Below are 21478 nucleotides of genomic sequence, written 5' to 3'. Positions count from 1 at the left end.
GTAAAGTGTTCCGGTTTTTAGCCCGGCGGCGCTACGCTTGCGCGGGCCTACGGGCTTTGTAGGCTGGGTAAGCGTAGCGCCACCCGGCAATTACCGCTCAGGTTCACTGACCGGCATCATCAACTCGCGCAAACGCTCAATGCGCGCCTCCGGGCTCAAATAAAGCCAGCGAAATAAAATGTGTTCCGCATGCTTCGCTTCTTTGAAATAGCGAGAAAGATAATTGAGTTCTTTATGAAAAGTCGCCATGATTTGTCTCCGGCTGATTAATACCTTTTCAGACTAAGCCGGATGCGAATAATAAAACAGGGTGATGTTTTTAAGCTGTTCCGCATTTAAGTATTAATGGAAATAATAAATAAGGGATTGATAGCGATGATATACCTGCTTTGCATTTATTTGATGAATAGAATGCGTAAAAAAAAAGCCCCGGGACATCGGGGCGGTGGATAATTAAATCCAAAGGTTAAGTAAGCGTGGCCGTGCTGTAGGCCGGGTAAGCAAAGCGCCACCCGGCAAAAAGAGGGTTAAGCAGGTAACAATTTCAGCAGCGCGAAAGCCTCCTTCATCCGGTCCTCACTGACGACAAAGGCCCGTATCTGTCCCTCGTTGTCCGCGCCGCGCGCGACCATTCCCTGCGGTTCGAGGGTAATTTTCCAGTTCAGGTCCTGACGCTGCGTTTCACCGGCAAGATGCAGCGGTAATTCCGGCGTTTTGACTTTAACCAGCATGGCGGGTAATTTCAGCGGCGCGCTGCCGCCGAGCAGGTTTTTCGCCAGATACATCGCGCTTAATTGAATCGGCTGTAAAAAGGGCAGCACCTGACCGTTAATTTCCGCGCAGTCACCTAACGCGTAAATATCGGGCTGGCTGGTTTGCAGATAGCTATTTACCTTCACGCCGCGGCCTGTTTCAGCGCCTGCGCGATGCGCCAGCGCGGTTTCCGGGCGCAGCCCCGTCGCCGCGATAACCGCATCCACCTCAACGCTGCGGCTGCGGTCGAGCGTGGCACGAATGCCGCCATCGGTTTTGCTCAGACTCAGCAGTTGCGATTTGAGCAGCAGATGCACCCCCATGTCGGTCAGACGATGCTGTAAGCGACTGCTTACCTCTGCGGGCATCAGCGACGACAGGATGCTCGCCGCATGGTCGACCAGGGTGACGGATTTGCCCGCCCGGCAGAAATCCATCGCCAGCTCGGTGCCTATCAGCCCGCCGCCGACAATCATCACGCGCTGCGCGTCGCGAAGCGCCGTTTCGCTGGCCTGGTACTCCTGCTGGCTGTTGAGGGTGAGCATCAGCTCGCGGCCCTCAATCGGCGGTACGAACGCAGAGGCACCCGTGGCGAGCACCAGCCTGTCGTACTGCCAGGTCTTCTCTTTTGCTTTCACCACGCGGGCGGCAGCGTCGATGTCGGTGACCCAGGTGTACGGGAACAGACGCAGGTTAAACTGCTCTGCGAACTCCCCCGCCGTCTGGCGGGTGAGGTCTTCGGCGCGCTGATTCTGGCTAATAACGTGGCTTAGATCGGGCTTGTTGTACTCGTCCATGCTGTCGGCGGCAATCACCGTCAGCGGCACGCTGGCATCCTGCTTGCGGATGTTTTTCACCAGCTGGCGGGCGGCAAAGCCCGAGCCGATGATGACGATACCGTTGCTCATTTTGCCTCCGTACCCAGTTCGTCAAAGACGTCTTTTCCGAGGGAACATTCCGGGCAAAGGAAGTTGTCCGGCACGTCGCGCCACGGCGTGCCCGGAGCAACATCCTGCAGCGGTTCGCCCAGCTCAGGATCGTAAATCCACTGGCAGACGCTGCACTGCATGCGCGGGCCGAGATCGGCGGCTGCCGCGGCGGCACAGGCGCAGGCTTCCTGCTGTTCGGATGGTTGTGCCGCTTGCGGAAGGGGGGCGAGCGCCCACTGACGGGCAATGTCGCGACCGTGCTGGCGGCAGATCTCCAGGGCGTCGATATCCGGACGCCATTTCGCCTTCAGGCTCAGGGACATCTCAAAGCCTGCATCCTGCAGGCGGGTGGAGAGACGGTCTACCGCGCCGCCGCTCCAGCCGTGGGAGCCAAAGGCGCTGGCGCGCTTGTTGCGAAAACGCAGGCCGGTCATCTCTTCTACCAGACCGGCAATTTTCGGCATCATCACGTTGTTCATGGTGGAGGTGCCCACCAGCACGCCCTTAGAGCGGAACACGTTGGTCAGTACCTCGTTCTTATCGCTGCGCGCCACGTTGAAGATTTTCACCGCCACGTTCGGGTCAACTTCGTTGATGCCCTGGGCAATGGCGTCCGCCATCATGCGGGTGTTGTTGGACATGGTGTCGTAGAAAATGGTGATGCGGTCTTCCTGATAGTCCGCCGCCCACTTCAGGTACAGCTCGACGATCTGGGTGGGATTTTCACGCCATACCACGCCGTGGGAGGTGGCAATCATGTCCACCGGCAGGTTGAAGCCGAGGATCTCGGTGATTTTTGGCGTCACCAGGCGGCTGAACGGGGTCAGGATGTTGGCATAGTAGCGCTGGCACTGCTCGAAGAGTTCGGTCTGGTCCACTTCGTCGTTGAACAGGCGCTCGTCGCAGTAGTGCTGGCCGAAGGCGTCGTTGCTGAACAGCACCGCGTCGCCGGTCATGTAGGTCATCATGCTGTCCGGCCAGTGCAGCATCGGGGTTTCCACAAAGATCAGCTGCTTGCCGTTGCCGATATCCAGCGCGTCGCCGGTTTTCACGGTGTGGAAGTTCCACTCCGGATGGTGGTGATGGCCGTTGATCGAGTCGATGGCGTTGGTGGTGCAGTAGATAGGCGTGTTCGGAATGTAAGACATCAGCTCGGTCAGCGCACCGGCGTGATCTTCTTCCGCGTGGTTGATGATGATGTAGTCGATGGCGTCCAGGTCGATTTCACCGCGCAGGTTCTGCACGAACTCGCGGCTGAACTTGTGATCGACCGTATCGATCAGCACGTTTTTTCCTTCGCGGATGAGATAGCTGTTGTAGCTGCTGCCGCGCAGCGTTTTGTATTCCGTCCCGTGGAAATCGCGCACTTCCCAGTCACGTTGACCGACCCAATGAATGTTATTTTTAACCAGAATAGACATAGCAACCTCTACGTAATACAGCATTTTCAAATAAGATGATTTGCTTATATCAAGTTGCGTGCCAACTTTTAATTTGTTGATTTTAATCAATTAATATTTTTATGATCCGTAATGGGTAGTCATTTTGACTATCAAAAAAAGTGTCAATATGACAACATGCATTGTCAAAATGACAGCGAGGTCACTATGAGCTTTTCCGTAGACGTGCTGGCGAAGATCGCCATTGAGCTGCAGACCGGTATCGGCCATCAGGACCGCTTTCAGCGGCTGATCTCCACGCTGCGCCACGTGCTTGAGTGCGATGCGTCCGCGCTGCTGCGCTACGAGGGGCGGCAGTTTATTCCGCTGGCTATCGACGGGCTGGCGAAGGACGTGCTCGGGCGGCGTTTTACCCTTGAGGGCCACCCGCGTCTGGAAACCATCGCCCGCGCGGGTGACGTGGTGCGTTTCCCGGCGGACAGCGACTTGCCCGACCCGTACGACGGGCTGATTCCCGGACAGGAGAGCCTGAAGGTGCACGCCTGTATCGGCCTGCCGCTGTTTGCCGGACAAAACCTGATTGGCGCACTGACCCTCGACGGCCTGTCGCCGGACCAGTTCGACACCTTTAGCGACGAAGAGCTGCGCCTGATTGCCGCCCTGGCCGCCGGGGCGCTGAACAATGCCCTGCTGATTGAACAGCTGGAGAGCCAGAACATTCTTCCCGGCAGCCCGGCGGCGTTTGAGCAGGTAACGCACACGGAGATGATCGGCCTTTCTCCGGGTATGGCGCAGCTCAAAAAAGAGATTGAGATTGTTGCCGCCTCAGATTTAAACGTGCTGATCTTCGGGGAAACTGGCACCGGTAAGGAGCTGGTTGCGAAGTCCATTCACGAAGCCTCGCCGCGCGCGGTGAACCCGCTGGTGTACCTCAACTGCGCCGCGCTGCCGGAAAGCGTGGCGGAAAGCGAGCTGTTTGGTCACGTTAAGGGAGCGTTTACCGGGGCCATCAGCAACCGCAGCGGCAAGTTCGAAATGGCCGATAACGGCACGCTGTTTCTGGATGAAATCGGCGAGCTCTCCCTGTCGCTGCAGGCCAAGCTGCTGCGCGTGCTGCAGTACGGCGACATCCAGCGCGTGGGGGATGACCGCAGTCACAGAGTGGACGTTCGCGTGCTGGCGGCTACCAACCGCGACCTGCGTGAAGCGGTGCTGGCGGGGCAGTTCCGCGCCGACCTGTTTCATCGCCTGAGCGTGTTCCCGCTTACCGTGCCGCCGCTGCGCGATCGCGGGGACGACGTGGTGCTGCTTGCGGGCTTTTTCTGCGAGCAGTGCCGCCTCAGGATGGGGCTTTCCCGCGTGGTGCTGAGCCCGGGGGCACGGTCGCATCTGATGAGCTACGGCTGGCCGGGCAACGTGCGCGAGCTGGAGCACGCGATTCACCGCGCGGTGGTGCTGGCGCGGGCGACGCGTTCGGGTGACGAAGTGGTGATCCACGCCCGGCATTTTGCGCTCCAGGATGAAAGCGCACCGGCTGTTGCGCAGGCTGCGCCAGAGATAGCGAATGAAAATCTGCGTGAAGCCACGGAGGCGTTTCAGCGTCAGAGGATTACCCGCGCGCTGGAGCAGAATAACCGCAGCTGGGCGGCGTGCGCCCGTGCGCTGGAGATGGACGTCGCCAACCTGCACAGGCTGGCGAAGCGTCTGGGACTGAAGGGTTAGATAATTCCGGCCTGATAGAAGTCCTGCAGGTTGATGGCGCCGCACAGCCTGCCGGCATCATCCACCACCGGTGCGGCGGTGATTTTGCGCTTCATCAGCACCTCTTTGGCTTCAATGGCGCGGCTTTCGGCGTTGAGCGTCAGCCCGCCTTTGGTCATGGCGTCCGACACGTTTGTTTCCAGCCTGCCGCCGCCCACCAGCCAGCGGCGCAGGTCGCCGTCGGTGAACACGCCCTTGACGCTCCCGTTGTCATCGCACACCGCAACCAGCCCCAGACCGGTGCGGCTCAGCTCCAGCATCGCGTCCATGACGCTGGTATCGAGTTTGACCTGCGGAATGGCATCGTCGGTGCGCATAAGATGGTGCACTTTATTCAGCAGGCGTGCGCCGAGCGCACCCGCCGGATGCGAACGGGCGAAATCCTCTTCGTTAAAGCCGCGCGCCTGCATCACCGCCATTGCCAGCGCGTCGCCCATCATCAGCGTGTTAACGGTGCTGGAGGTCGGGGCGAGGTGCATCGGACAGGCTTCACGCTCAACGGAAATATCCAGCGTCGCTTTGGCGGCCAGCGCCAGCGGCGAGCGGGATTTGCCGGTCATCGCCAGCAGGGCGACCGATTTTTCCTGCAGGCGCGGAATAATCAGGTCCAGCTCTTTGGCCGAACCGGAGTATGAGATAAACAGCATCACGTCGCGGCTTTCAATCATCCCCAGATCGCCATGCAGCGCCTCTGCCGGATGCACGAAGAACGCCGGGGTACCGGTGCTGGCGAGCGTCGCGGCAATCTTTTTGCCGATATGGCCGGATTTACCGATGCCCGCCACGATCACTTTGCCTTCGCAGTGGATAATGGTGTTGGCGGCGCGGACAAAATCTTCGCCCAGACGTTCCGGCAGGCGGCTGGCTTCCTGCAGTTCCAGCATCAGCGTCTGGCGGCCCGTTTCTAACAGAAAATCACTCATCTCTTTCTCCGGTTACGATCACGTCGATTCCTTTCTCTTCCAGCGCTTTCTTGAACGCCGGATCGATACCCGCGTCGGTAATCAGCTTATCAACGCTTTCAAGGCTACAGACAATGTTGGGGCTTTTGCGGCCAAACTTCGACGAGTCTGCCATCAAAATCACTTCCCGCGCGGCGTTACACATCGCTTTACTGACGCTGAATACCTCGTTGAACGTCGTAACGCCCGCGTTCAGGTCGATGCCGTCGGTGCCCATAAACAGTTTATCAAAGCTGAAGTGCTCGAAGGCATTTTCCGCCAGCTGGCCGTGAAACGACGCCGATTTTTTGCGGAAGGTGCCGCCGGGCATCAGGATGGTCTGCTCGCTGTCGAACTCCGACAGGGCGTTGACGATGTGCAGGCTGTTGGTCATCACCGTGATGTTGTTAAAGCGGCTGAGCAGCGGGATCATCTGCAGGACGGTACTGCCTGCATCCAGAATGATGGAATCGCCATCGTGGATAAATTTTACGGCGGCTTCGGCAATCAGCGCTTTCTGGTGGGTATTGATCAGCGTTTTGTGATCGATAGGCGGGTCGGCTTCGTCTTTATTGAGCACCACGCCGCCGTAGGTTCGAATGACGGCGCCAGAATTTTCGAGCAATACCAGGTCCTTGCGTATTGTCGTGCCGGTGGTGTCAAAGTAGTGGGCCAAATCCTCTACCGAACATTTTCCCTGCTTTTGCAGATGTTCGAGAATGGCCGCCTGCCGCTGACGAGGTTTCATAGGCGCTTCGTTCCTTAGGTTGCGAAATGATAATTTCGCAAGTCTATAGCTTTCACAACGAAATTATCCATGTTTCAGATTAAGCGCTAATGATAGTGCATTCTGACAGAGTGGATCATGGGGAAAGATCACATCAGGCCGTAATTCCTGCAGCGAAATGCCGTTGATTGCCTGGATTTTCACCGGACGGGCGAAGACGGTCATGCCGCGCATGATCAGGGAATCGCACACCTGGTCGTGCTCATCCAGCGCAACGGCGACGACCACGCGCGGTTTGAAGCGTCCGCCGGAACGTCCGACCCCGACGCGACCTTTCTGGCACAGGGCATCAAACGCGCGGTTAAACTGGTGAATCTGCCAGCCGCCAAACGCCATCTGGCACAGCCAGGCGAGGGCGGCGACGGTGATGAGTGCGGTTACCATATCGACTCCTTGTTTTGTTCCCTCTCCCGGTGGGAGAGGGTTAGGGTGAGGGCATCAGGCCGCTCGATCAGAACATGACCTGCCCACCGGTCACGTTGATCGACTGCCCGGTGCAGTACGAGGCTTTCGGGCTGGCGTAAAACAGCAGCATATTCAGCACGTCCTGATAATCGCACCCGCGCTTCAGCGGCACTTTATCGATGTAGTACTGCTCCACTTCCTCAGCCTTGATGCCGAGCTTGGTGGCATACTGCGGCAGCAGGGACTGGAACATCGGCGATTTCAGCAGGTTGCCCAGCATCAGCGAATGCACGGTAATGCCGTACTCGGCCAGATCCAGCGCCAGAGACTGCGTCAGCCCCACGCCGCCAAACTTCGCCGCGCTGTAGCCGGAGTTATGCTTGCTGCCCACTTTCCCTGATTTGGAGTTGATCTGAATGATGCGCCCCTGAACGCCGTCGCGGATCATCAGACGGGAAAACTCGCGGGCGCAGAGGAAATAGCCCACCAGATTCACCTGCAGCGAACGGTCAAAATCCCCCAGTTCGAAATCGCTGATAAAGGCCGCTTTCGCAATCCCCGCGCTGTAGACTAGCAGGTCGGTACGCCCAAAAATCTCGTCCACGCCGCGGGCCAGCGCCATCACGCTCTGCTCGCTGGTGGCGTCGGCACCAAACCCGTACGCCGTCCCTTCACCAAACTCGGTGTTAAGGGTATCCGCCACGCGGGCGGCTTTTTCACTCTGAATGTCCACTACCGCCACGCGGTAACCCTCTGCGGCAAGCCCACGGCAGAGGAACTCGCCTAAGGTTTGTCCTCCACCAATGACAACGGCAACCTGACTCATGTGTTTCTCCTTAATTACGCAACAAATTTTAACGTGCAGCCTGGGGTGACAGCCTGCGGAACCGGGCCCGCCACGTGAACCGTGCCGGGATACTCGGCCTGCGGCTGGCCGTCGAAACGCAGGGTGATGTGGCCCAGCTCGCGCAGGTTTTGCTCGGCCACGTCGCCGACGGCGGTCACGGCATAGCGCGCCTCGCCCAGCTCCAGCTGGCTTCCTGCCTTCAGCTCGCCCTTCAGCTCGCCGTGGCAGTGAATAAAACAAAACTCTTCGATATCCGCCGGGGCGCCTTCGCGGAAGGTGATCAGCATCTGGTCGCTCAGCGCGTCGGCCGCGCTCTGGCCGATGCGGGTAATGGTGGTCTGGTAAATGACGGTCATCGCAGGAACCTCTTATTGATAAATAAAGCCGGAGACAAACCAGGCAATCAGCACCGTCGGCGCGCCCGTCAGAAAGCGGCTGACCAGCACCGACGGCACGCCCACCCGCACGGTGTCCTGGCGCGCTTCGGCCAGCGACAGCCCAACGGGGATGAAATCGCACGCCGCCTGGGCGTTAATGGCAAACAGGGCGGGCAGGGCGAGGTGCGGGGGAATGTTCCCCAGACCAATCTGCACGCCAATCAGCACGCCGATGACCTGGGCAATCACCGCGCCCGGGCCGAGGAACGGCGACAGCAGCGGGAAGGAGCAGATCAGCGCCAGCGTCACCAGCCCGAACGGGTGGCTGGCGAGCGGGGCGAGGCCGTGGGCAATCCAGTCGCCCAGGCCGGACGCCATGATGATGCCGATCAGCGCCGAGACGAACGCCATAAACGGCAGGATAGTTTTCAGCACCGTGTCGATGGTGTCGCGTCCGGACTGGAACAGCACCGCCACGGCGGAACCCATGCCCATCCCGACCTTCGCCAGCAGGCCGCCGCTCTGCTCGGTGATTTTCTTGCTGGTGTCGTACTCGCGCGGGGCCGCTTTTTGCGGCGCGGGAGTCCCGTTCACCAGCGTGATGTTGTCCTCCTTCACGCCTGAGACATAAATGTCCTCAAGGATGTACTGCGCCAGCGGGCCGGATTTTCCGGTGGAGTGAATATTCACCGTCGGAATGCGGCGCTTCGGATAGATGCCGCAGCGCAGCGTGCCGCCGCAGTCGATCACCGCCACGCCGATTTCCGCTTCCGGCGGCTCGCCTTCCTTGAAGCCGTCGACCGCTTCCCAGCCGGTCAGCTCGCGCAGCCTGTCGACGATCGCCGGGCGCGTCCCTGCGGTGATGTAGACGATCTTTTTGCCTTCGGTGGCGTCGAACTCCAGCGGGCCGCCCCAGCCGCCCGCGCCTTTCTCAATGCGGATCCGGTTCATGCTGTGGCTCCTGAAAGATGGACTTTCTGTTCAAGCTGGATGCCCATTTTTTTCTCAAAAATGGCGGTGGTGAGGTCGGTCACCCAGCCGCGGAAGAAGTTGGTGACCAGGCCGACCAGCAGATAGCTCACCGCCAGCGGGCCGAGCGGCAGGCCAAGGGTGGTGAGGCCGCTGGCGATCCCGAGATAGACAAACAGTTCGCCGGGGTTGATGTGCGGGAACAGGCCGTTCATGGAATGGCAGCTGTAGGAGGCGGCGGCGTAGTAGCTCGGCTTGTACTTTTCCGGCATGAAGCGACCGAGGCTTAAGGTCATCGGGTTACAGAACACGAAGGTACCGATGAACGGCAGTACCAGGTAGCGGGACAGCGGATTCCCGGCACAGCGCTGGGCGAAGCGTTCAATGCGCTGCTGGCCGATAAAGTTGATCAGCGCGTTCATGATCACCAGCAGGCTGATCAGCAGGGGCAGGATCCCGGTCACCATGCCGGTGAACACTTCTCCGCCTTTCTGAAACAGCCCGATGAACCACTCGGCGCCGTGGGTGATGGTTTCTATCATTCTTCTCTCCTGTGGGGCTTTTTTGTTTTTGTCTGACTGGGCTAATAATAATCACTTTGAAAGGTTTTAAAGTGTTATTTAGATCTCACAATGAAAGAAAAATGGATTATTTTGAAAGTTTATTGGTGGGGTGAATGATTTTCGGTGGAAAAAAGCGCGGATTTGCGTGGGGGAGGTGCGTACCGCTTCCTTGAGGTGTTGCGGATGCTTTACCATACTGGGTTCTTATCGAACCCGTTAAATGGATGTCTCATGTTCAAGCGTCGTTATGCAGCGCTGTTGCCTGCGCTTATTCTGCTGTCTGCCTGTAGTAGCAAACCTAAGACCGAAGCCGTTCAGCAAACGGCGGGCGCGCCTTCCGGAGGATTCCTGCTGGAGCCGCAGCACAATATGATGCAGATGGGCGGCGACTTCGCGAATAACCCGGCGGCCGAGCAGTTCATCGATAAAATGGTGAGCAAACACGGCTTTGACAGACAGCAGCTGCACGAAATTTTGTCTCAGGCCAAGCGTCTGGACTACGTGCTGCGCCTGATGGACCGTCAGGCGCCGACGGCCCAGGTGCCGAGCGGGCCGAACGGCGCCTGGCTGCGCTATCGCAAACAGTTTATTACCCCGGACAACGTGCAAAACGGCGTGGTGTTCTGGAATCAGTATGAAGATGCCCTCAACCGCGCGTGGCAGGTGTACGGCGTACCGCCGGAAATCATCGTTGGGATTATCGGCGTGGAAACCCGCTGGGGCCGCGTGATGGGTAAAACCCGCATCCTGGACGCGCTGGCGACGCTCTCCTTTAACTACCCGCGCCGCGCGGAGTATTTCTCTTCCGAGCTGGAAACCTTCCTGCTGATGGCACGCAGCGAGCAGGACGATCCGCTCGATCTGAAAGGGTCGTTTGCCGGCGCGATGGGCTACGGCCAGTTTATGCCGTCCTCCTATAAGCAATATGCCGTCGACTTTAACGGTGATGGTCACATCAACCTGTGGGATCCGGTGGATGCCATCGGCAGCGTGGCGAACTACTTCAAAGCGCACGGCTGGACGCCGGGTGGGCAAGTTGCGGTGCAGGCAAACGGCGAGGCGTTTGGTCTGGAAAACGGCTTCAAAACCAAATACAGCGTCGCACAGCTGACGGCGGCAGGCTTAACGCCGACGCAGCCGCTGGGCAATGTTGATCAGGTGAGTCTGCTGCGTCTGGATGTGGGAACCGGTTATCAGTACTGGTACGGCATGCCGAACTTCTACACCATCACCCGCTATAACCACAGCACCCACTATGCGATGGCGGTGTGGCAGCTGGGGCTGGCGGTGTCGCAGGCGCGCGTTCCGGCGGCGTCACCGTTTAGTCAGTAAGCCGCTCCGACGGGTAGGCCGGGTAAGGCAACGCCGCTACCCGGCATGGCTGCACGCACGGTGCGGCCTGATGCCCTCACCCACGGGAGAGGCAAATTCCTCAGAAACATTTCGCCACACTCCCTTTTCAAACCCGCCATTTACATCTTAACTGCCTTTTATTATTGTTATGTTATAACATTTAATGTGGTGTCGACATGTCAACGTCCCTTTTTTCTCTGTCTGCTCTGGTTCGGCTTTTGCTGGCGCTGGTGCTTGTTGTCTTTATCGGGCTGGCCGTGCGCTGGGCGGTGGCATTGCCATGATTGTGATGAATGAACTGGTTGCGGGTTATGAACGCCAGCCCGTTACGCGGCCCCTCTCGGGCACCATTGAACGCGGAAGCATGACCGCCATTATCGGCGCTAACGGCTGCGGGAAATCCACTCTGCTAAAAACGCTGGCGGGGTTTATCCCTCCCGTCAGCGGCGGCTTCCGCTGGCAGGGGAAGCGCCCGGTCATCGGCTGGCTGGCACAGCGTCACGCGCTGGAGGCGCAGTTTCCGCTGACCGTACAGGACGTGGTAAGCATGGGCTGCTGGCCGGGCATTTCGCTTTTTTCCGGGTTTCGTCGCGAAACGCGGCTGCGCATTGCCAGCGCGCTTGAGCGCGTTGGGCTTGAGTCCATGGCGTTATCCACCATCGATGAACTCTCCGGCGGTCAGTTTCAGCGCATGCTCTTTGCCCGCGTCCTGGTGCAGCAGGCGCCGCTGGTGATGCTGGATGAACCCTTTACCGGGGTCGATGAAGCCACCTGCAGCGTGCTGATGGATTTGATGCTGGAGATGTATATGCAGGGGCAAACGCTGCTCGCGGTACTGCACGACAGCGAGCGTGTGTCGCGCCATTTCCCGCAGACGTTACGGCTGGACGCTGACGTCCCCCAGTGGAAAACCGAGCGGGTGAGGGTGGCATGATCTGGCATCTCTTTTTTCAGCCGTTTATTGAGTACGGCTTTATGCGTCGCGCGCTGGTGGTTTGCCTGGCGCTCTCCGTCAGCACTACCGCGCTCGGCGTGTTTCTTCAGTTGCGTCGGATGAGCCTGATGGGCGACGCCCTTTCTCACGCCATTTTGCCGGGTGTCGCCGTGGGGTATTTGCTCAGCGGGATGTCGCTGCTGGCGATGAGTATTGGCGGTTTTATCGCGGGAATTACCGTGGCGCTGCTGGCCGGTCTGGTCAGTCGACGCACGCCGCTGAAAGAAGATGCGAGCTTTGCCGGGTTTTATCTTGGCTCGCTGGCGCTGGGGGTCACGCTGGTGTCGCTGCGCGGGTCAAATGTCGATCTGCTGCATCTGCTGTTTGGCTCCATCCTCGCCGTGGACAACGACGCCGCGCTGTTTGTCACGGGCGTTTGTATGTTCACCCTTATTACGCTGGCGCTGTTTTATCGCGGGCTGGTTACAGAAGCGTTTGATACCGCCTGGCTACAGGTGAACGCCCGCTGGCTGCCTGGCCTGCTGCACGGACTGTTTCTGGCGCTGCTGGTGCTTAACCTGGTGGCCGGTTTTCAGGTGCTCGGCACGCTGATGGCCGTCGGGCTGATGATGCTTCCGGCCGTGGCGGCACGCTGCTGGGTGCGCACGTTACCTGCCTTACTCCTGATGGCGGGTATCAGCGGTATTTTCTGCGCATGGCTGGGGTTGAGCCTCTCCTGGGCGATGAGTCTACCGGCCGGGCCATCCATCGTGCTCACCGCCAGCGCGCTGTTCTTTATTTCCATTTTACTGGGTACGCGAAGCAGGCTCGCTGGCAGTCTGCGCGCGCTTTTTTAACGCAAGGGGAAACGATGAAACGTACAGGATTTGTAGTGGCGCTCGCGCTGGGGATGATGTCGCACGGCGTGATGGCGAAAACGCTGAATGTGGTCACCAGCTTTTCGATACTGGGGGATATCACGCAGGAGGTAGGCGGTGACCATGTGAAGGTGACGACGCTGGTCGGGCCGGACGGCGATCCGCATACCTTTGAACCGTCGCCGAAAGACAGCGCGGCCCTGAGCAAGGCTGATGTGGTGGTGGTGAACGGCCTGGGGCTGGAAGGCTGGCTTGACCGTCTGGTAAAAGCCTCCGGATTTAAGGGGCAGCTGGTGGTGGCTTCAGCCGGGGTGAAAACCCACACCCTGGAAGAGGACGGCAAAACCGTCACCGATCCGCACGCGTGGAACAGCGCGGCGAACGGGGCGCGCTATGCGCAAAATATCCTGAACGGGCTGGTGAAAGCCGATCCGGATGATAAAGCCGCGCTGGAAGCCTCCGGTAAACCGTATATCGCGCAGCTTAGCCAGCTGGATAACTGGGCCAAAACGCGCTTTAGCCAGATCCCGCCGGCGAAGCGTAAAGTGCTGACCAGCCATGACGCTTTCGGCTATTTCAGCCGCGCCTACGGCGTGACGTTCATGGCGCCGCAGGGGCTGTCGTCTGAGAGCGAAGCCAGCGCGGCGCAGGTCGCTGAGATTATCAATCAGATTAAAGCCGACGGCGTGAAAACCTGGTTTATGGAAAATCAGCTCGATCCGCGTCTGGTTAAGCAGATTGCGTCGGCGACGGGCGCGCAGCCTGGGGGCGAGCTTTACCCCGAAGCGCTGTCGGCAAAAGGTGGGGCGGCAGACACCTACGTTAAGGCGTTTCGCCACAATGTGAACACCCTCGCTGAGAGCATGAAATAACCTTTCCACCGCCGGTGCGTCCGTACCGGCTTTTTTCTGAAGCCCCCTCGTAAAACCTGAAGTGCATCCCCACATCTGACGAGAAAGTGCTATCTTGTGCTGCACGTTTTTCTGATGCCTGGAGCGAGAATGACTGACCATGAATTGATGCAGCTTAGCGAGATCGTTGGCCTTGCGCTGAAGCAGCGTGGCGCGACAATCACCACTGCGGAATCCTGTACCGGCGGCTGGGTGGCGAAAGCGATTACCGATATTGCCGGCAGTTCCGCCTGGTTTGAACGCGGTTTTGTGACCTACAGTAACGAAGCTAAAGCACAGATGATTGGCGTGCGCGAATCCACGCTTGAACAGCATGGCGCGGTCAGCGAACCGGTGGTGATCGAGATGGCCATTGGTGCGCTCAAAGAGGCACGCGCAGATTACGCGATTTCCATTAGCGGCATTGCGGGCCCGGACGGCGGCAGCGACGTGAAGCCTGTCGGCACCGTCTGGTTTGGGTTCGCCACCTCCAAAGGGGAAGGGATCACCCGCCGGGAGTGCTTCAGCGGCGATCGCGAAAGCGTGCGTCGTCAGGCAACCGTTTATGCGTTAAAAACGCTCTGGCAACAATTTCTACAAAACACTTGATACTGTATGACCATACAGTATAATTGCACCAACAGAACAGAAATCCACGGTGAAGCACAGTCGCTTCTCCCGGCATGACAGGAGTAATAATGGCTATCGACGAAAACAAACAGAAAGCGTTGGCGGCAGCACTGGGCCAGATCGAAAAGCAATTCGGTAAAGGCTCCATCATGCGCCTGGGTGAAGACCGTTCCATGGATGTGGAAACCATCTCCACCGGTTCGCTTTCTCTGGATATCGCGCTGGGCGCTGGCGGTCTGCCTATGGGCCGTATCGTAGAAATCTACGGGCCAGAGTCCTCCGGTAAAACCACCCTGACGCTGCAGGTGATTGCCGCGGCACAGCGCGAAGGTAAAACCTGTGCGTTTATCGATGCCGAGCACGCGCTGGATCCTGTTTATGCCCGCAAGCTGGGCGTGGATATTGACAACCTGCTGTGTTCTCAGCCGGACACCGGTGAGCAGGCGCTGGAAATTTGTGACGCGCTGGCGCGTTCTGGTGCTGTTGACGTTATCGTGGTCGACTCCGTTGCCGCACTGACGCCAAAAGCCGAAATCGAAGGCGAAATCGGTGACTCTCACATGGGCCTCGCGGCACGTATGATGAGCCAGGCGATGCGTAAGCTGGCGGGTAACCTGAAGCAGTCCAACACGCTGCTGATCTTCATCAACCAGATCCGTATGAAAATTGGTGTGATGTTCGGTAACCCGGAAACCACTACCGGTGGTAACGCACTGAAATTCTACGCCTCTGTCCGTCTGGATATCCGCCGTATCGGCGCGGTGAAAGAGGGCGAGAACGTGGTGGGTAGCGAGACCCGCGTGAAGGTTGTGAAGAACAAAATCGCCGCGCCGTTCAAACAGGCTGAGTTCCAGATCCTCTACGGCGAAGGGATCAACTTCCTCGGCGAGCTGGTTGACCTGGGCGTGAAAGAGAAGCTGATTGAAAAAGCGGGCGCCTGGTACAGCTACAACGGTGACAAGATTGGTCAGGGTAAAGCGAACGCGATCTCCTGGCTGAAAGAGAACCCGGCTGCGGCGAAAGAGATTGAGAAGAAGGTGCGTGAGCTTCTGCTGAACAACCAGGACTCCAAACCTGATTTCGTGGTGGATGCCGCGGATGCTGAAGAAACTAACGAAGACTTTTAATTCTTTCGTTTAAAAATGAAGGGCTGCTGATGCGGCCCTTTTTGCATTTCTGAATCAGCAGGTTTTTTATGAGTGAACCGACAACACGTCGACCCGCGTATGCACGCTTACTGGACCGCGCGGTGCGCATCCTGGCCGTGCGTGATCACAGTGAACAGGAGTTGCGGCGAAAACTGTCGGCTCCGGTGATGAGTAAAAACGGGCCGGAAGAGATTGATGCCACCGCGGAAGATTATGACCGCGTGATTGCCTGGTGCTATGAGCATCGTTATCTCGATGACGAGCGTTTCGCCTCGCGGTTTCTCGCCAGCCGCGGCCGCAAAGGATATGGGCCCGCACGCATCCGGCAGGAGCTGAACCAGAAAGGGGTGGCCCGGGAATCCATCGAAAAAGCGATGCGCGAATGCGATATTGACTGGTGCGAGCTGGCCAGGGAACAGGCGATACGTAAATACCGCGAACCGCTGCCGCGTGAATTTTCAGAAAAAGTCAAAATCCAGCGCTTTTTGCTCTACCGCGGCTTTCTGATGGAAGATATTCAGGATATCTGGCGTAATTTTGCCGATTGAACGCATGCGGGATTTTACTTCCCACCCAAGAAAACTTATCTTATTCCCACTTTTTCCAGTAGCTGGTCTGTCCAACGGTTTACCGATACAGGCTGGCTACGACATTTCGTTAGCTTGATTTCAGGATAATTATGAGCAAGAGCACCGCTGAGATCCGTCAGGCGTTTCTCGATTTTTTCCATAGTAAGGGACACCAGGTTGTTGCCAGCAGCTCCCTGGTACCGAACAACGATCCGACTCTGCTGTTTACCAACGCCGGGATGAACCAGTTCAAGGATGTGTTCCTTGGTCTCGACAAGCGTAATTATTCCCGCGCCACAACCTCACAGCGTTGCGTGCGTGCGGGCGGTAAACACAACGACCTGGAAAACGTCGGTTACACCGCGCGTCACCATACGTTCTTCGAAATGCTGGGTAACTTCAGCTTCGGCGACTACTTCAAACACGATGCTATTCAATATGCGTGGGAACTGTTGACCGGTGAAAACTGGTTCAACCTGCCGAAAGAGCGTCTGTGGGTTACCGTCTATGAAACCGATGACGAAGCCTACGAAATCTGGGAAAAAGAAGTCGGGATCCCGCGCGAGCGTATTATTCGCATCGGTGATAACAAAGGCGCGCCATACGCGTCTGATAACTTCTGGCAGATGGGTGATACCGGCCCTTGCGGTCCGTGCACCGAGATCTTCTACGATCACGGCGACCACATCTGGGGCGGCCCTCCAGGTAGCCCGGAAGAAGACGGCGATCGCTACATTGAGATCTGGAACATCGTGTTCATGCAGTTCAACCGTCAGGCCGACGGTACGATGGAGCCGCTGCCGAAGCCTTCCGTTGATACCGGTATGGGCCTGGAGCGTATTGCCGCGGTTCTGCAGCACGTTAACTCCAACTATGACATCGATCTGTTCAGCACGCTGATCAAGTCCGTCGCGGAAGTGACCGGCGCGACCGACCTCAGCAACAAATCTCTGCGCGTTATCGCGGACCACATTCGTTCCTGTGCGTTCCTGATTGCCGACGGCGTTATCCCGTCGAATGAAAACCGTGGCTACGTGCTGCGTCGTATCATTCGTCGTGCCATCCGTCACGGCAACATGCTGGGCGCGAAGGACACCTTCTTCTATAAACTCGTTGGGCCACTGATTGGCGTGATGGGTGCTGCCGGTGATGAGCTGAAACGCCAGCAGGCGCAGGTAGAGCAGGTTCTGAAAACCGAAGAAGAGCAGTTTGCACGTACACTGGAGCGCGGTCTGGCGCTGCTGGACGAAGAGCTGGCGAAACTTAAGGGCGACACGCTGGATGGCGAAACCGCTTTCCGCCTGTACGACACCTACGGCTTCCCGGTTGACCTGACGGCGGACGTTTGCCGCGAGCGCAACATCAAAGTTGACGAAGCGGGCTTCGAAGCCGCGATGGAAGAGCAGCGTCGTCGTGCGCGTGAATCCAGCGGTTTCGGTGCAGACTACAACGCGATGATCCGCGTTGATAGCGCGTCAGAATTCAAAGGTTATGACGCGCTGGAACTGACCGGCAAAGTGACCGCTCTGTTTGTTGACGGTAAAGCCGTGGACAGCATTAGCGCGGGCCAGGATGCGGTTGTCATTCTGGACAAAACGCCGTTCTACGCGGAGTCCGGCGGCCAGGTTGGTGATAAAGGCGAACTGAAAGGCAACGGTTTCAGCTTCAGCGTCAGCGATACCCAGAAATACGGTCAGGCGATTGGTCACCAGGGCAAACTGGTTTCCGGTTCTCTGAAAGTGGGCGAGGGCGTACAGGCTAACGTGGATGAAGCTCGCCGCGCGCGCATTCGTCTGAACCACTCTGCAACCCACCTGATGCACGCTGCCCTGCGCGACGTACTCGGTACCCACGTTGCACAGAAAGGTTCTCTGGTTAACGATAAAGTGCTGCGTTTCGACTTCTCGCATTTTGAAGCGATGAAACCGTCTGAAATCCGCGCGGTGGAAGATCTGGTGAACGCGCAGATCCGTCGTAACCTGCCAATCGAGACCCACATCATGGAGCTCGAGGACGCGAAGAAAAAAGGTGCGATGGCGCTGTTTGGTGAGAAATATGACGACCGCGTTCGCGTGCTGAGCATGGGCGACTTCTCTACCGAGCTGTGCGGCGGTACGCACGCATCGCGCACCGGTGACATCGGCCTGTTCCGCATTGTTTCCGAGTCGGGTACGGCGGCAGGTGTGCGTCGTATTGAAGCGGTGACCGGTGAAGGTGCGATTGCCAGCCTGCATGCGCAGAGCGATCAGCTGCACGACATCGCGCAGCTGCTGAAAGGCGATAGCCAGAACCTGGGCGAGAAAGTGCGCGTTGCGCTGGATCGCACGCGTCAGTTGGAAAAAGAGCTGCAGCAGCTGAAAGAGCAGGCTGCGGCGCAGGAGAGTGCAAACCTCTCCAGCAAGGCTGTAGACATTAAGGGCGTCAAACTGCTTGTCAGCGATCTGGCGGGCGTTGAGCCTAAGATGCTGCGTACTATGGTCGACGATCTCAAGAACCAGCTTGGTTCTACCGTTATCGTGCTGGCGACAGTGGCAGAAGGTAAGGTTTCTCTGATTGCGGGCGTCTCTAAGGATGTGACCGACCGCGTAAAAGCAGGGGAACTGATTGGTATGGTCGCTCAGCAGGTGGGCGGCAAGGGTGGCGGTCGTCCGGACATGGCGCAAGCCGGTGGTACGGATGCGGCGGCACTTCCTGCGGCATTGGCCAGCGTTGAAAGCTGGGTAAGCGCGAAACTGTAATAACTACAAAGCACAAGCAGACGCCATAGCGGTAACGTTATGGCGTCTTGTTCACTGTGCTATCGATAACGATAAAGTCAGGTTGAGTTTGTGTATATCGGCTAAACTTACGTTTAACAGAATGTGATGCCGTGACTGCTTACACTTTACGTGTTTGTCATCGCTTACTTTTTGGCGTTATATGATGGATAATGCCGGGATACAAGAGACCCGACTCTTTTAATCTTTCAAGGAGCAAAGAATGCTGATTCTGACTCGTCGAGTTGGTGAGACCCTCATGATTGGGGATGAGGTCACCGTGACAGTTTTAGGGGTAAAGGGTAACCAGGTACGTATTGGTGTTAACGCTCCTAAAGAAGTATCTGTCCACCGTGAAGAGATCTACCAGCGTATCCAGGCTGAAAAATCCCAGCAGTCCAGTTACTGATATTGTCGCGTCTCGCTGTCGGGCGAGACGCAACCCTCCTGTCATTTTTCCTGCTCAACGTTACCGTTTAATTTCAAACGCTCTCTTTTTAACCACTCCGTCACCCTAAACTCGCCCTTACGCCGCCATTTCTGCAAAGGTTTTCTGTGAAGATGCCTGCAAAATCCGCTTATAAAACACCCTCTTTGCGGCTTTTACATGCGAATTGCGTGTGATTTGTGCAAACGATAAAAGCTTTTGGAAAATTGTTTGACTTATAAGTCCCAGAAAGTAATATATGCGCCACGCAGCGACGAGAAGCTCTTAACGAGTAACTCGAAGCACTCGAAAGAGGCGTTGTGTGGTGAGGTGGCCGAGAGGCTGAAGGCGCTCCCCTGCTAAGGGAGTATGCGGTCAAAAGCTGCATCCGGGGTTCGAATCCCCGCCTCACCGCCATTTTGCATCCGTAGCTCAGCTGGATAGAGTACTCGGCTACGAACCGAGCGGTCGGAGGTTCGAATCCTCCCGGATGCACCATCTATTACTTCATATTGCTTTAGAAGTGATATGAATATCGAGCAGTACAGTAGTAAATCCCGATGCATCCGTAGCTCAGCTGGATAGAGTACTCGGCTACGAACCGAGCGGTCGGAGGTTCGAATCCTCCCGGATGCACCATTTACTATTTCTGAAAGCAGTACCCTGATGCATCCGTAGCTCAGCTGGATAGAGTACTCGGCTACGAACCGAGCGGTCGGAGGTTCGAATCCTCCCGGATGCACCATATTCTCCGAGATAATAGCCACGCTGTTGTTTCAAGGTCTGCGAGTTAATCGCGAGCACCAGGGAGGATAACGTTGCTTCAGCAACGGCCCGCAGGGCGAGGCGCAGCCGAGTAATCCTCCCGGATGCACCATTATTATTTCTGAAAGTAGTTCCCTGATGCATCCGTAGCTCAGCTGGATAGAGTACTCGGCTACGAACCGAGCGGTCGGAGGTTCGAATCCTCCCGGATGCACCATCTCTTCTGTTATTCCCTTCGATGTTTAGTTCTTAATCACTCTCGTAGTTATCACTTCGCAATCAGCGACAAAAATCACCATTTACGATAAAGTAATGCTTTGTTAATCGTTTAGCGAGAGCACGATGTACGCACAGTATGACGGTTTGATCTTCGATATGGACGGCACTCTCCTGGATACCGAACCCACGCATCGTCAAGCCTGGACTGATGTCCTGGGCCGCTACGGTATGCGTTTCGATCTTCAGGCGATGATTGCCCTCAACGGATCCCCCACCTGGCGTATTGCACAGGCCGTGATTGAACTGAATCAGGCCGATCTCGACCCGCACCTGCTCGCGCGCGAAAAAACCGATGCGGTAAAAGCCATGCTTTTAGATACCGTACGCCCTCTGCCGCTGATTGATGTGGTAAAAGAGTGGCACGGGCGTCGCCCGATGTCGGTCGGAACAGGCAGCGAAAGTGCGATTGCTGAGGCATTACTCAATCATCTTGGCCTGCGCCACTATTTTTCTGCCGTGGTCGCCGCCGATCATGTTAAACATCATAAGCCCGCACCGGACACCTTCCTGCTTTGCGCTGAGTTAATGGGCGTCCCGGCGGCAAAATGTGTCGTGTTTGAAGATGCCGATTTTGGTATCCAGGCCGCGCGTGATGCCGGAATGGATGCGGTGGATGTGCGCTTACTGTGAGTGACGCGCTGTCACTCGCCTCATTATTCGCCAGCAGTTTTTTAAGCGCCACGCTGTTACCGGGAAATTCGGAAGTGGTGCTGGTGGCGATGCTGTTGTCCGGCGTGAGTCAGCCCTGGCTGCTTGTATTAATAGCAACAATGGGTAATAGCCTTGGAGGGCTGACTAACGTTATTCTTGGGCGTTTCTTTCCGCTGCGCGAAAAATCGCGCTGGCAGGAAAAGGCAGTCGGCTGGCTAAAACGCTATGGCGCTGCCACGCTGTTATTAAGCTGGATGCCTGTAATAGGCGATTTACTGTGTCTGCTGGCGGGATGGATGCGCATCTCCTGGGGACCGGTGCTCTTTTTTTTGTGCCTTGGCAAGGCGTTGCGCTATGTTCTCGTGGCGTGGGCAACACTACAGGGTATGACGTGGTGGCACTAATTGGTGGAATGAATACGCGACCTTCAATCGTCAACCATTACAATTATGCTGAGTAACATTAC

At 57.3% G+C, this 21478-nt stretch carries 22 protein-coding genes and 5 tRNA genes; 17 read left to right on the top strand and 10 right to left on the bottom strand.

The window, feature by feature from the left end:
* Positions 1–90: 90 nt before the first annotated feature.
* The 3 genes from AC2TE5_RS17890 to norV all read right to left on the bottom strand — a co-directional run bounded on the left by AC2TE5_RS17890 (position 91) and on the right by norV (position 3103).
* On the bottom strand, positions 91–249 hold the full coding sequence (locus tag AC2TE5_RS17890) for a hypothetical protein (protein ID WP_183078912.1): 159 nt from the start codon (positions 247–249) through the stop codon (positions 91–93).
* Positions 250–527: 278 nt separating this feature from the next.
* The gene (norW, locus tag AC2TE5_RS17885; RefSeq protein ID WP_484612111.1) at positions 528–1661 is read right to left on the bottom strand and encodes an NADH:flavorubredoxin reductase NorW; all 1134 of its coding nucleotides are present in this window, start codon (positions 1659–1661) and stop codon (positions 528–530) included.
* On the bottom strand, positions 1658–3103 hold the full coding sequence (gene norV, locus AC2TE5_RS17880; protein ID WP_484612110.1) for an anaerobic nitric oxide reductase flavorubredoxin: 1446 nt from the start codon (positions 3101–3103) through the stop codon (positions 1658–1660). The genes norW and norV overlap by 4 nt, the downstream gene beginning before the upstream one ends.
* Positions 3104–3289: 186 nt before the next feature.
* Here norV and norR point away from each other — a divergent pair, with 186 nt between their 5' ends.
* Positions 3290–4804 carry a nitric oxide reductase transcriptional regulator NorR gene (gene norR, locus AC2TE5_RS17875; RefSeq protein ID WP_484612109.1) on the top strand — a complete coding sequence of 505 codons (1515 nt, stop codon included), beginning with the start codon at positions 3290–3292 and terminating at the stop codon, positions 4802–4804.
* Here the strand turns inward: norR and gutQ are convergent.
* The 7 genes from gutQ to srlA form a co-directional block, all read right to left on the bottom strand.
* Entirely contained in the window at positions 4801–5766 is a 966-nt protein-coding gene (gutQ, locus tag AC2TE5_RS17870; RefSeq protein WP_029742068.1) for an arabinose-5-phosphate isomerase GutQ, read from the bottom strand. The two genes, norR and gutQ, sit on opposite strands and share 4 nt — an antisense overlap.
* Complete coding sequence (gene srlR, locus AC2TE5_RS17865; protein WP_032660362.1) at positions 5759–6532, bottom strand: glucitol operon DNA-binding transcriptional repressor SrlR; 774 nt, start codon at positions 6530–6532, stop codon at positions 5759–5761. The genes gutQ and srlR overlap by 8 nt, the downstream gene beginning before the upstream one ends.
* A gap of 63 nt (positions 6533–6595) precedes the next feature.
* On the bottom strand, positions 6596–6955 hold the full coding sequence (gutM, locus tag AC2TE5_RS17860) for a transcriptional regulator GutM (protein WP_032660364.1): 360 nt from the start codon (positions 6953–6955) through the stop codon (positions 6596–6598).
* 67 nt (positions 6956–7022) lie between these two features.
* Positions 7023–7802, bottom strand: a complete 780-nt coding sequence (srlD, locus tag AC2TE5_RS17855) for a sorbitol-6-phosphate dehydrogenase (protein ID WP_407602296.1) — start codon at positions 7800–7802, stop codon at positions 7023–7025.
* A gap of 14 nt (positions 7803–7816) precedes the next feature.
* Positions 7817–8179: a PTS glucitol/sorbitol transporter subunit IIA gene (gene srlB, locus AC2TE5_RS17850; RefSeq protein WP_023308951.1), complete on the bottom strand. Its 363-nt coding sequence runs from the start codon at positions 8177–8179 to the stop codon at positions 7817–7819.
* A gap of 12 nt (positions 8180–8191) precedes the next feature.
* A complete protein-coding gene (gene srlE, locus AC2TE5_RS17845; protein WP_484612108.1) occupies positions 8192–9151 on the bottom strand; it encodes a PTS glucitol/sorbitol transporter subunit IIB in 960 nt (319 codons plus the stop codon).
* Complete coding sequence (gene srlA, locus AC2TE5_RS17840; RefSeq protein WP_023333189.1) at positions 9148–9711, bottom strand: PTS glucitol/sorbitol transporter subunit IIC; 564 nt, start codon at positions 9709–9711, stop codon at positions 9148–9150. The genes srlE and srlA overlap by 4 nt, the downstream gene beginning before the upstream one ends.
* A gap of 252 nt (positions 9712–9963) precedes the next feature.
* Between srlA and mltB the strand changes: the two genes are divergently transcribed.
* The 16 genes from mltB (at position 9964) to AC2TE5_RS17760 (ending at position 21416) form a co-directional block, all read left to right on the top strand.
* Positions 9964–11064 (top strand): lytic murein transglycosylase B, encoded by a 1101-nt coding sequence (gene mltB / locus AC2TE5_RS17835; protein ID WP_173651697.1) that lies wholly within the window; start codon positions 9964–9966, stop codon positions 11062–11064.
* 301 nt (positions 11065–11365) lie between these two features.
* Positions 11366–12019 carry a metal ABC transporter ATP-binding protein gene (locus AC2TE5_RS17830; RefSeq protein WP_045355803.1) on the top strand — a complete coding sequence of 218 codons (654 nt, stop codon included), beginning with the start codon at positions 11366–11368 and terminating at the stop codon, positions 12017–12019.
* The gene (locus AC2TE5_RS17825) at positions 12016–12876 is read left to right on the top strand and encodes a metal ABC transporter permease (protein ID WP_032660373.1); all 861 of its coding nucleotides are present in this window, start codon (positions 12016–12018) and stop codon (positions 12874–12876) included. The genes AC2TE5_RS17830 and AC2TE5_RS17825 overlap by 4 nt, the downstream gene beginning before the upstream one ends.
* A 14-nt stretch (positions 12877–12890) precedes the next feature.
* Positions 12891–13769: a metal ABC transporter substrate-binding protein gene (locus AC2TE5_RS17820; protein ID WP_213328625.1), complete on the top strand. Its 879-nt coding sequence runs from the start codon at positions 12891–12893 to the stop codon at positions 13767–13769.
* A gap of 129 nt (positions 13770–13898) precedes the next feature.
* Positions 13899–14396: a nicotinamide-nucleotide amidase gene (gene pncC / locus AC2TE5_RS17815; RefSeq protein ID WP_023308944.1), complete on the top strand. Its 498-nt coding sequence runs from the start codon at positions 13899–13901 to the stop codon at positions 14394–14396.
* 89 nt (positions 14397–14485) lie between these two features.
* Positions 14486–15544, top strand: a complete 1059-nt coding sequence (gene recA / locus AC2TE5_RS17810; RefSeq protein WP_023308943.1) for a recombinase RecA — start codon at positions 14486–14488, stop codon at positions 15542–15544.
* Positions 15545–15612: 68 nt separating this feature from the next.
* A complete protein-coding gene (gene recX / locus AC2TE5_RS17805) occupies positions 15613–16113 on the top strand; it encodes a recombination regulator RecX (RefSeq protein ID WP_484612107.1) in 501 nt (166 codons plus the stop codon).
* Positions 16114–16244: 131 nt separating this feature from the next.
* Complete coding sequence (gene alaS / locus AC2TE5_RS17800; RefSeq protein ID WP_213328623.1) at positions 16245–18872, top strand: alanine--tRNA ligase; 2628 nt, start codon at positions 16245–16247, stop codon at positions 18870–18872.
* A gap of 241 nt (positions 18873–19113) precedes the next feature.
* Positions 19114–19299, top strand: a complete 186-nt coding sequence (gene csrA, locus AC2TE5_RS17795; protein ID WP_000906486.1) for a carbon storage regulator CsrA — start codon at positions 19114–19116, stop codon at positions 19297–19299.
* A 342-nt stretch (positions 19300–19641) separates the two neighbouring features.
* Positions 19642–19734, top strand: a tRNA-Ser gene (locus tag AC2TE5_RS17790).
* Between the two features lie 4 nt (positions 19735–19738).
* A tRNA-Arg gene (locus tag AC2TE5_RS17785) sits at positions 19739–19815 on the top strand.
* Between the two features lie 64 nt (positions 19816–19879).
* Positions 19880–19956 (top strand) — tRNA-Arg (locus AC2TE5_RS17780).
* A 29-nt stretch (positions 19957–19985) separates the two neighbouring features.
* A tRNA-Arg gene (locus AC2TE5_RS17775) sits at positions 19986–20062 on the top strand.
* Positions 20063–20222: 160 nt separating this feature from the next.
* Positions 20223–20299, top strand: a tRNA-Arg gene (locus AC2TE5_RS17770).
* A 125-nt stretch (positions 20300–20424) separates the two neighbouring features.
* Positions 20425–20991: a fructose-1-phosphate/6-phosphogluconate phosphatase gene (gene yqaB, locus AC2TE5_RS17765; protein WP_032648006.1), complete on the top strand. Its 567-nt coding sequence runs from the start codon at positions 20425–20427 to the stop codon at positions 20989–20991.
* On the top strand, positions 20988–21416 hold the full coding sequence (locus AC2TE5_RS17760; RefSeq protein WP_008499541.1) for a YqaA family protein: 429 nt from the start codon (positions 20988–20990) through the stop codon (positions 21414–21416). The genes yqaB and AC2TE5_RS17760 overlap by 4 nt, the downstream gene beginning before the upstream one ends.
* The last annotated feature ends 62 nt before the right edge of the window (positions 21417–21478 follow it).

This window comes from Enterobacter sp. N5-15 (genome assembly GCF_057221635.1).
The sequence above is the reverse complement of the archived record's forward strand: the minus strand, read 5'-3'. Positions and strand labels throughout refer to the sequence as shown.

Coding starts and splice junctions, on each gene's coding strand:
- srlE (WP_484612108.1), bottom strand. CDS start 9,151: ATGAACCGGATCCGCATTGAGAAAGGCGCGGGCGGCTGGGGCGGCCCG.
- norR (WP_484612109.1), top strand. CDS start 3,290: ATGAGCTTTTCCGTAGACGTGCTGGCGAAGATCGCCATTGAGCTGCAG.
- recA (WP_023308943.1), top strand. CDS start 14,486: ATGGCTATCGACGAAAACAAACAGAAAGCGTTGGCGGCAGCACTGGGC.
- alaS (WP_213328623.1), top strand. CDS start 16,245: ATGAGCAAGAGCACCGCTGAGATCCGTCAGGCGTTTCTCGATTTTTTC.
- srlB (WP_023308951.1), bottom strand. CDS start 8,179: ATGACCGTCATTTACCAGACCACCATTACCCGCATCGGCCAGAGCGCG.
- srlR (WP_032660362.1), bottom strand. CDS start 6,532: ATGAAACCTCGTCAGCGGCAGGCGGCCATTCTCGAACATCTGCAAAAG.
- gutQ (WP_029742068.1), bottom strand. CDS start 5,766: ATGAGTGATTTTCTGTTAGAAACGGGCCGCCAGACGCTGATGCTGGAA.
- pncC (WP_023308944.1), top strand. CDS start 13,899: ATGACTGACCATGAATTGATGCAGCTTAGCGAGATCGTTGGCCTTGCG.
- mltB (WP_173651697.1), top strand. CDS start 9,964: ATGTTCAAGCGTCGTTATGCAGCGCTGTTGCCTGCGCTTATTCTGCTG.
- srlD (WP_407602296.1), bottom strand. CDS start 7,802: ATGAGTCAGGTTGCCGTTGTCATTGGTGGAGGACAAACCTTAGGCGAG.
- AC2TE5_RS17830 (WP_045355803.1), top strand. CDS start 11,366: ATGATTGTGATGAATGAACTGGTTGCGGGTTATGAACGCCAGCCCGTT.
- norW (WP_484612111.1), bottom strand. CDS start 1,661: ATGAGCAACGGTATCGTCATCATCGGCTCGGGCTTTGCCGCCCGCCAG.
- AC2TE5_RS17890 (WP_183078912.1), bottom strand. CDS start 249: ATGGCGACTTTTCATAAAGAACTCAATTATCTTTCTCGCTATTTCAAA.
- yqaB (WP_032648006.1), top strand. CDS start 20,425: ATGTACGCACAGTATGACGGTTTGATCTTCGATATGGACGGCACTCTC.
- norV (WP_484612110.1), bottom strand. CDS start 3,103: ATGTCTATTCTGGTTAAAAATAACATTCATTGGGTCGGTCAACGTGAC.
- gutM (WP_032660364.1), bottom strand. CDS start 6,955: ATGGTAACCGCACTCATCACCGTCGCCGCCCTCGCCTGGCTGTGCCAG.
- AC2TE5_RS17825 (WP_032660373.1), top strand. CDS start 12,016: ATGATCTGGCATCTCTTTTTTCAGCCGTTTATTGAGTACGGCTTTATG.
- AC2TE5_RS17820 (WP_213328625.1), top strand. CDS start 12,891: ATGAAACGTACAGGATTTGTAGTGGCGCTCGCGCTGGGGATGATGTCG.
- recX (WP_484612107.1), top strand. CDS start 15,613: ATGAGTGAACCGACAACACGTCGACCCGCGTATGCACGCTTACTGGAC.
- csrA (WP_000906486.1), top strand. CDS start 19,114: ATGCTGATTCTGACTCGTCGAGTTGGTGAGACCCTCATGATTGGGGAT.
- srlA (WP_023333189.1), bottom strand. CDS start 9,711: ATGATAGAAACCATCACCCACGGCGCCGAGTGGTTCATCGGGCTGTTT.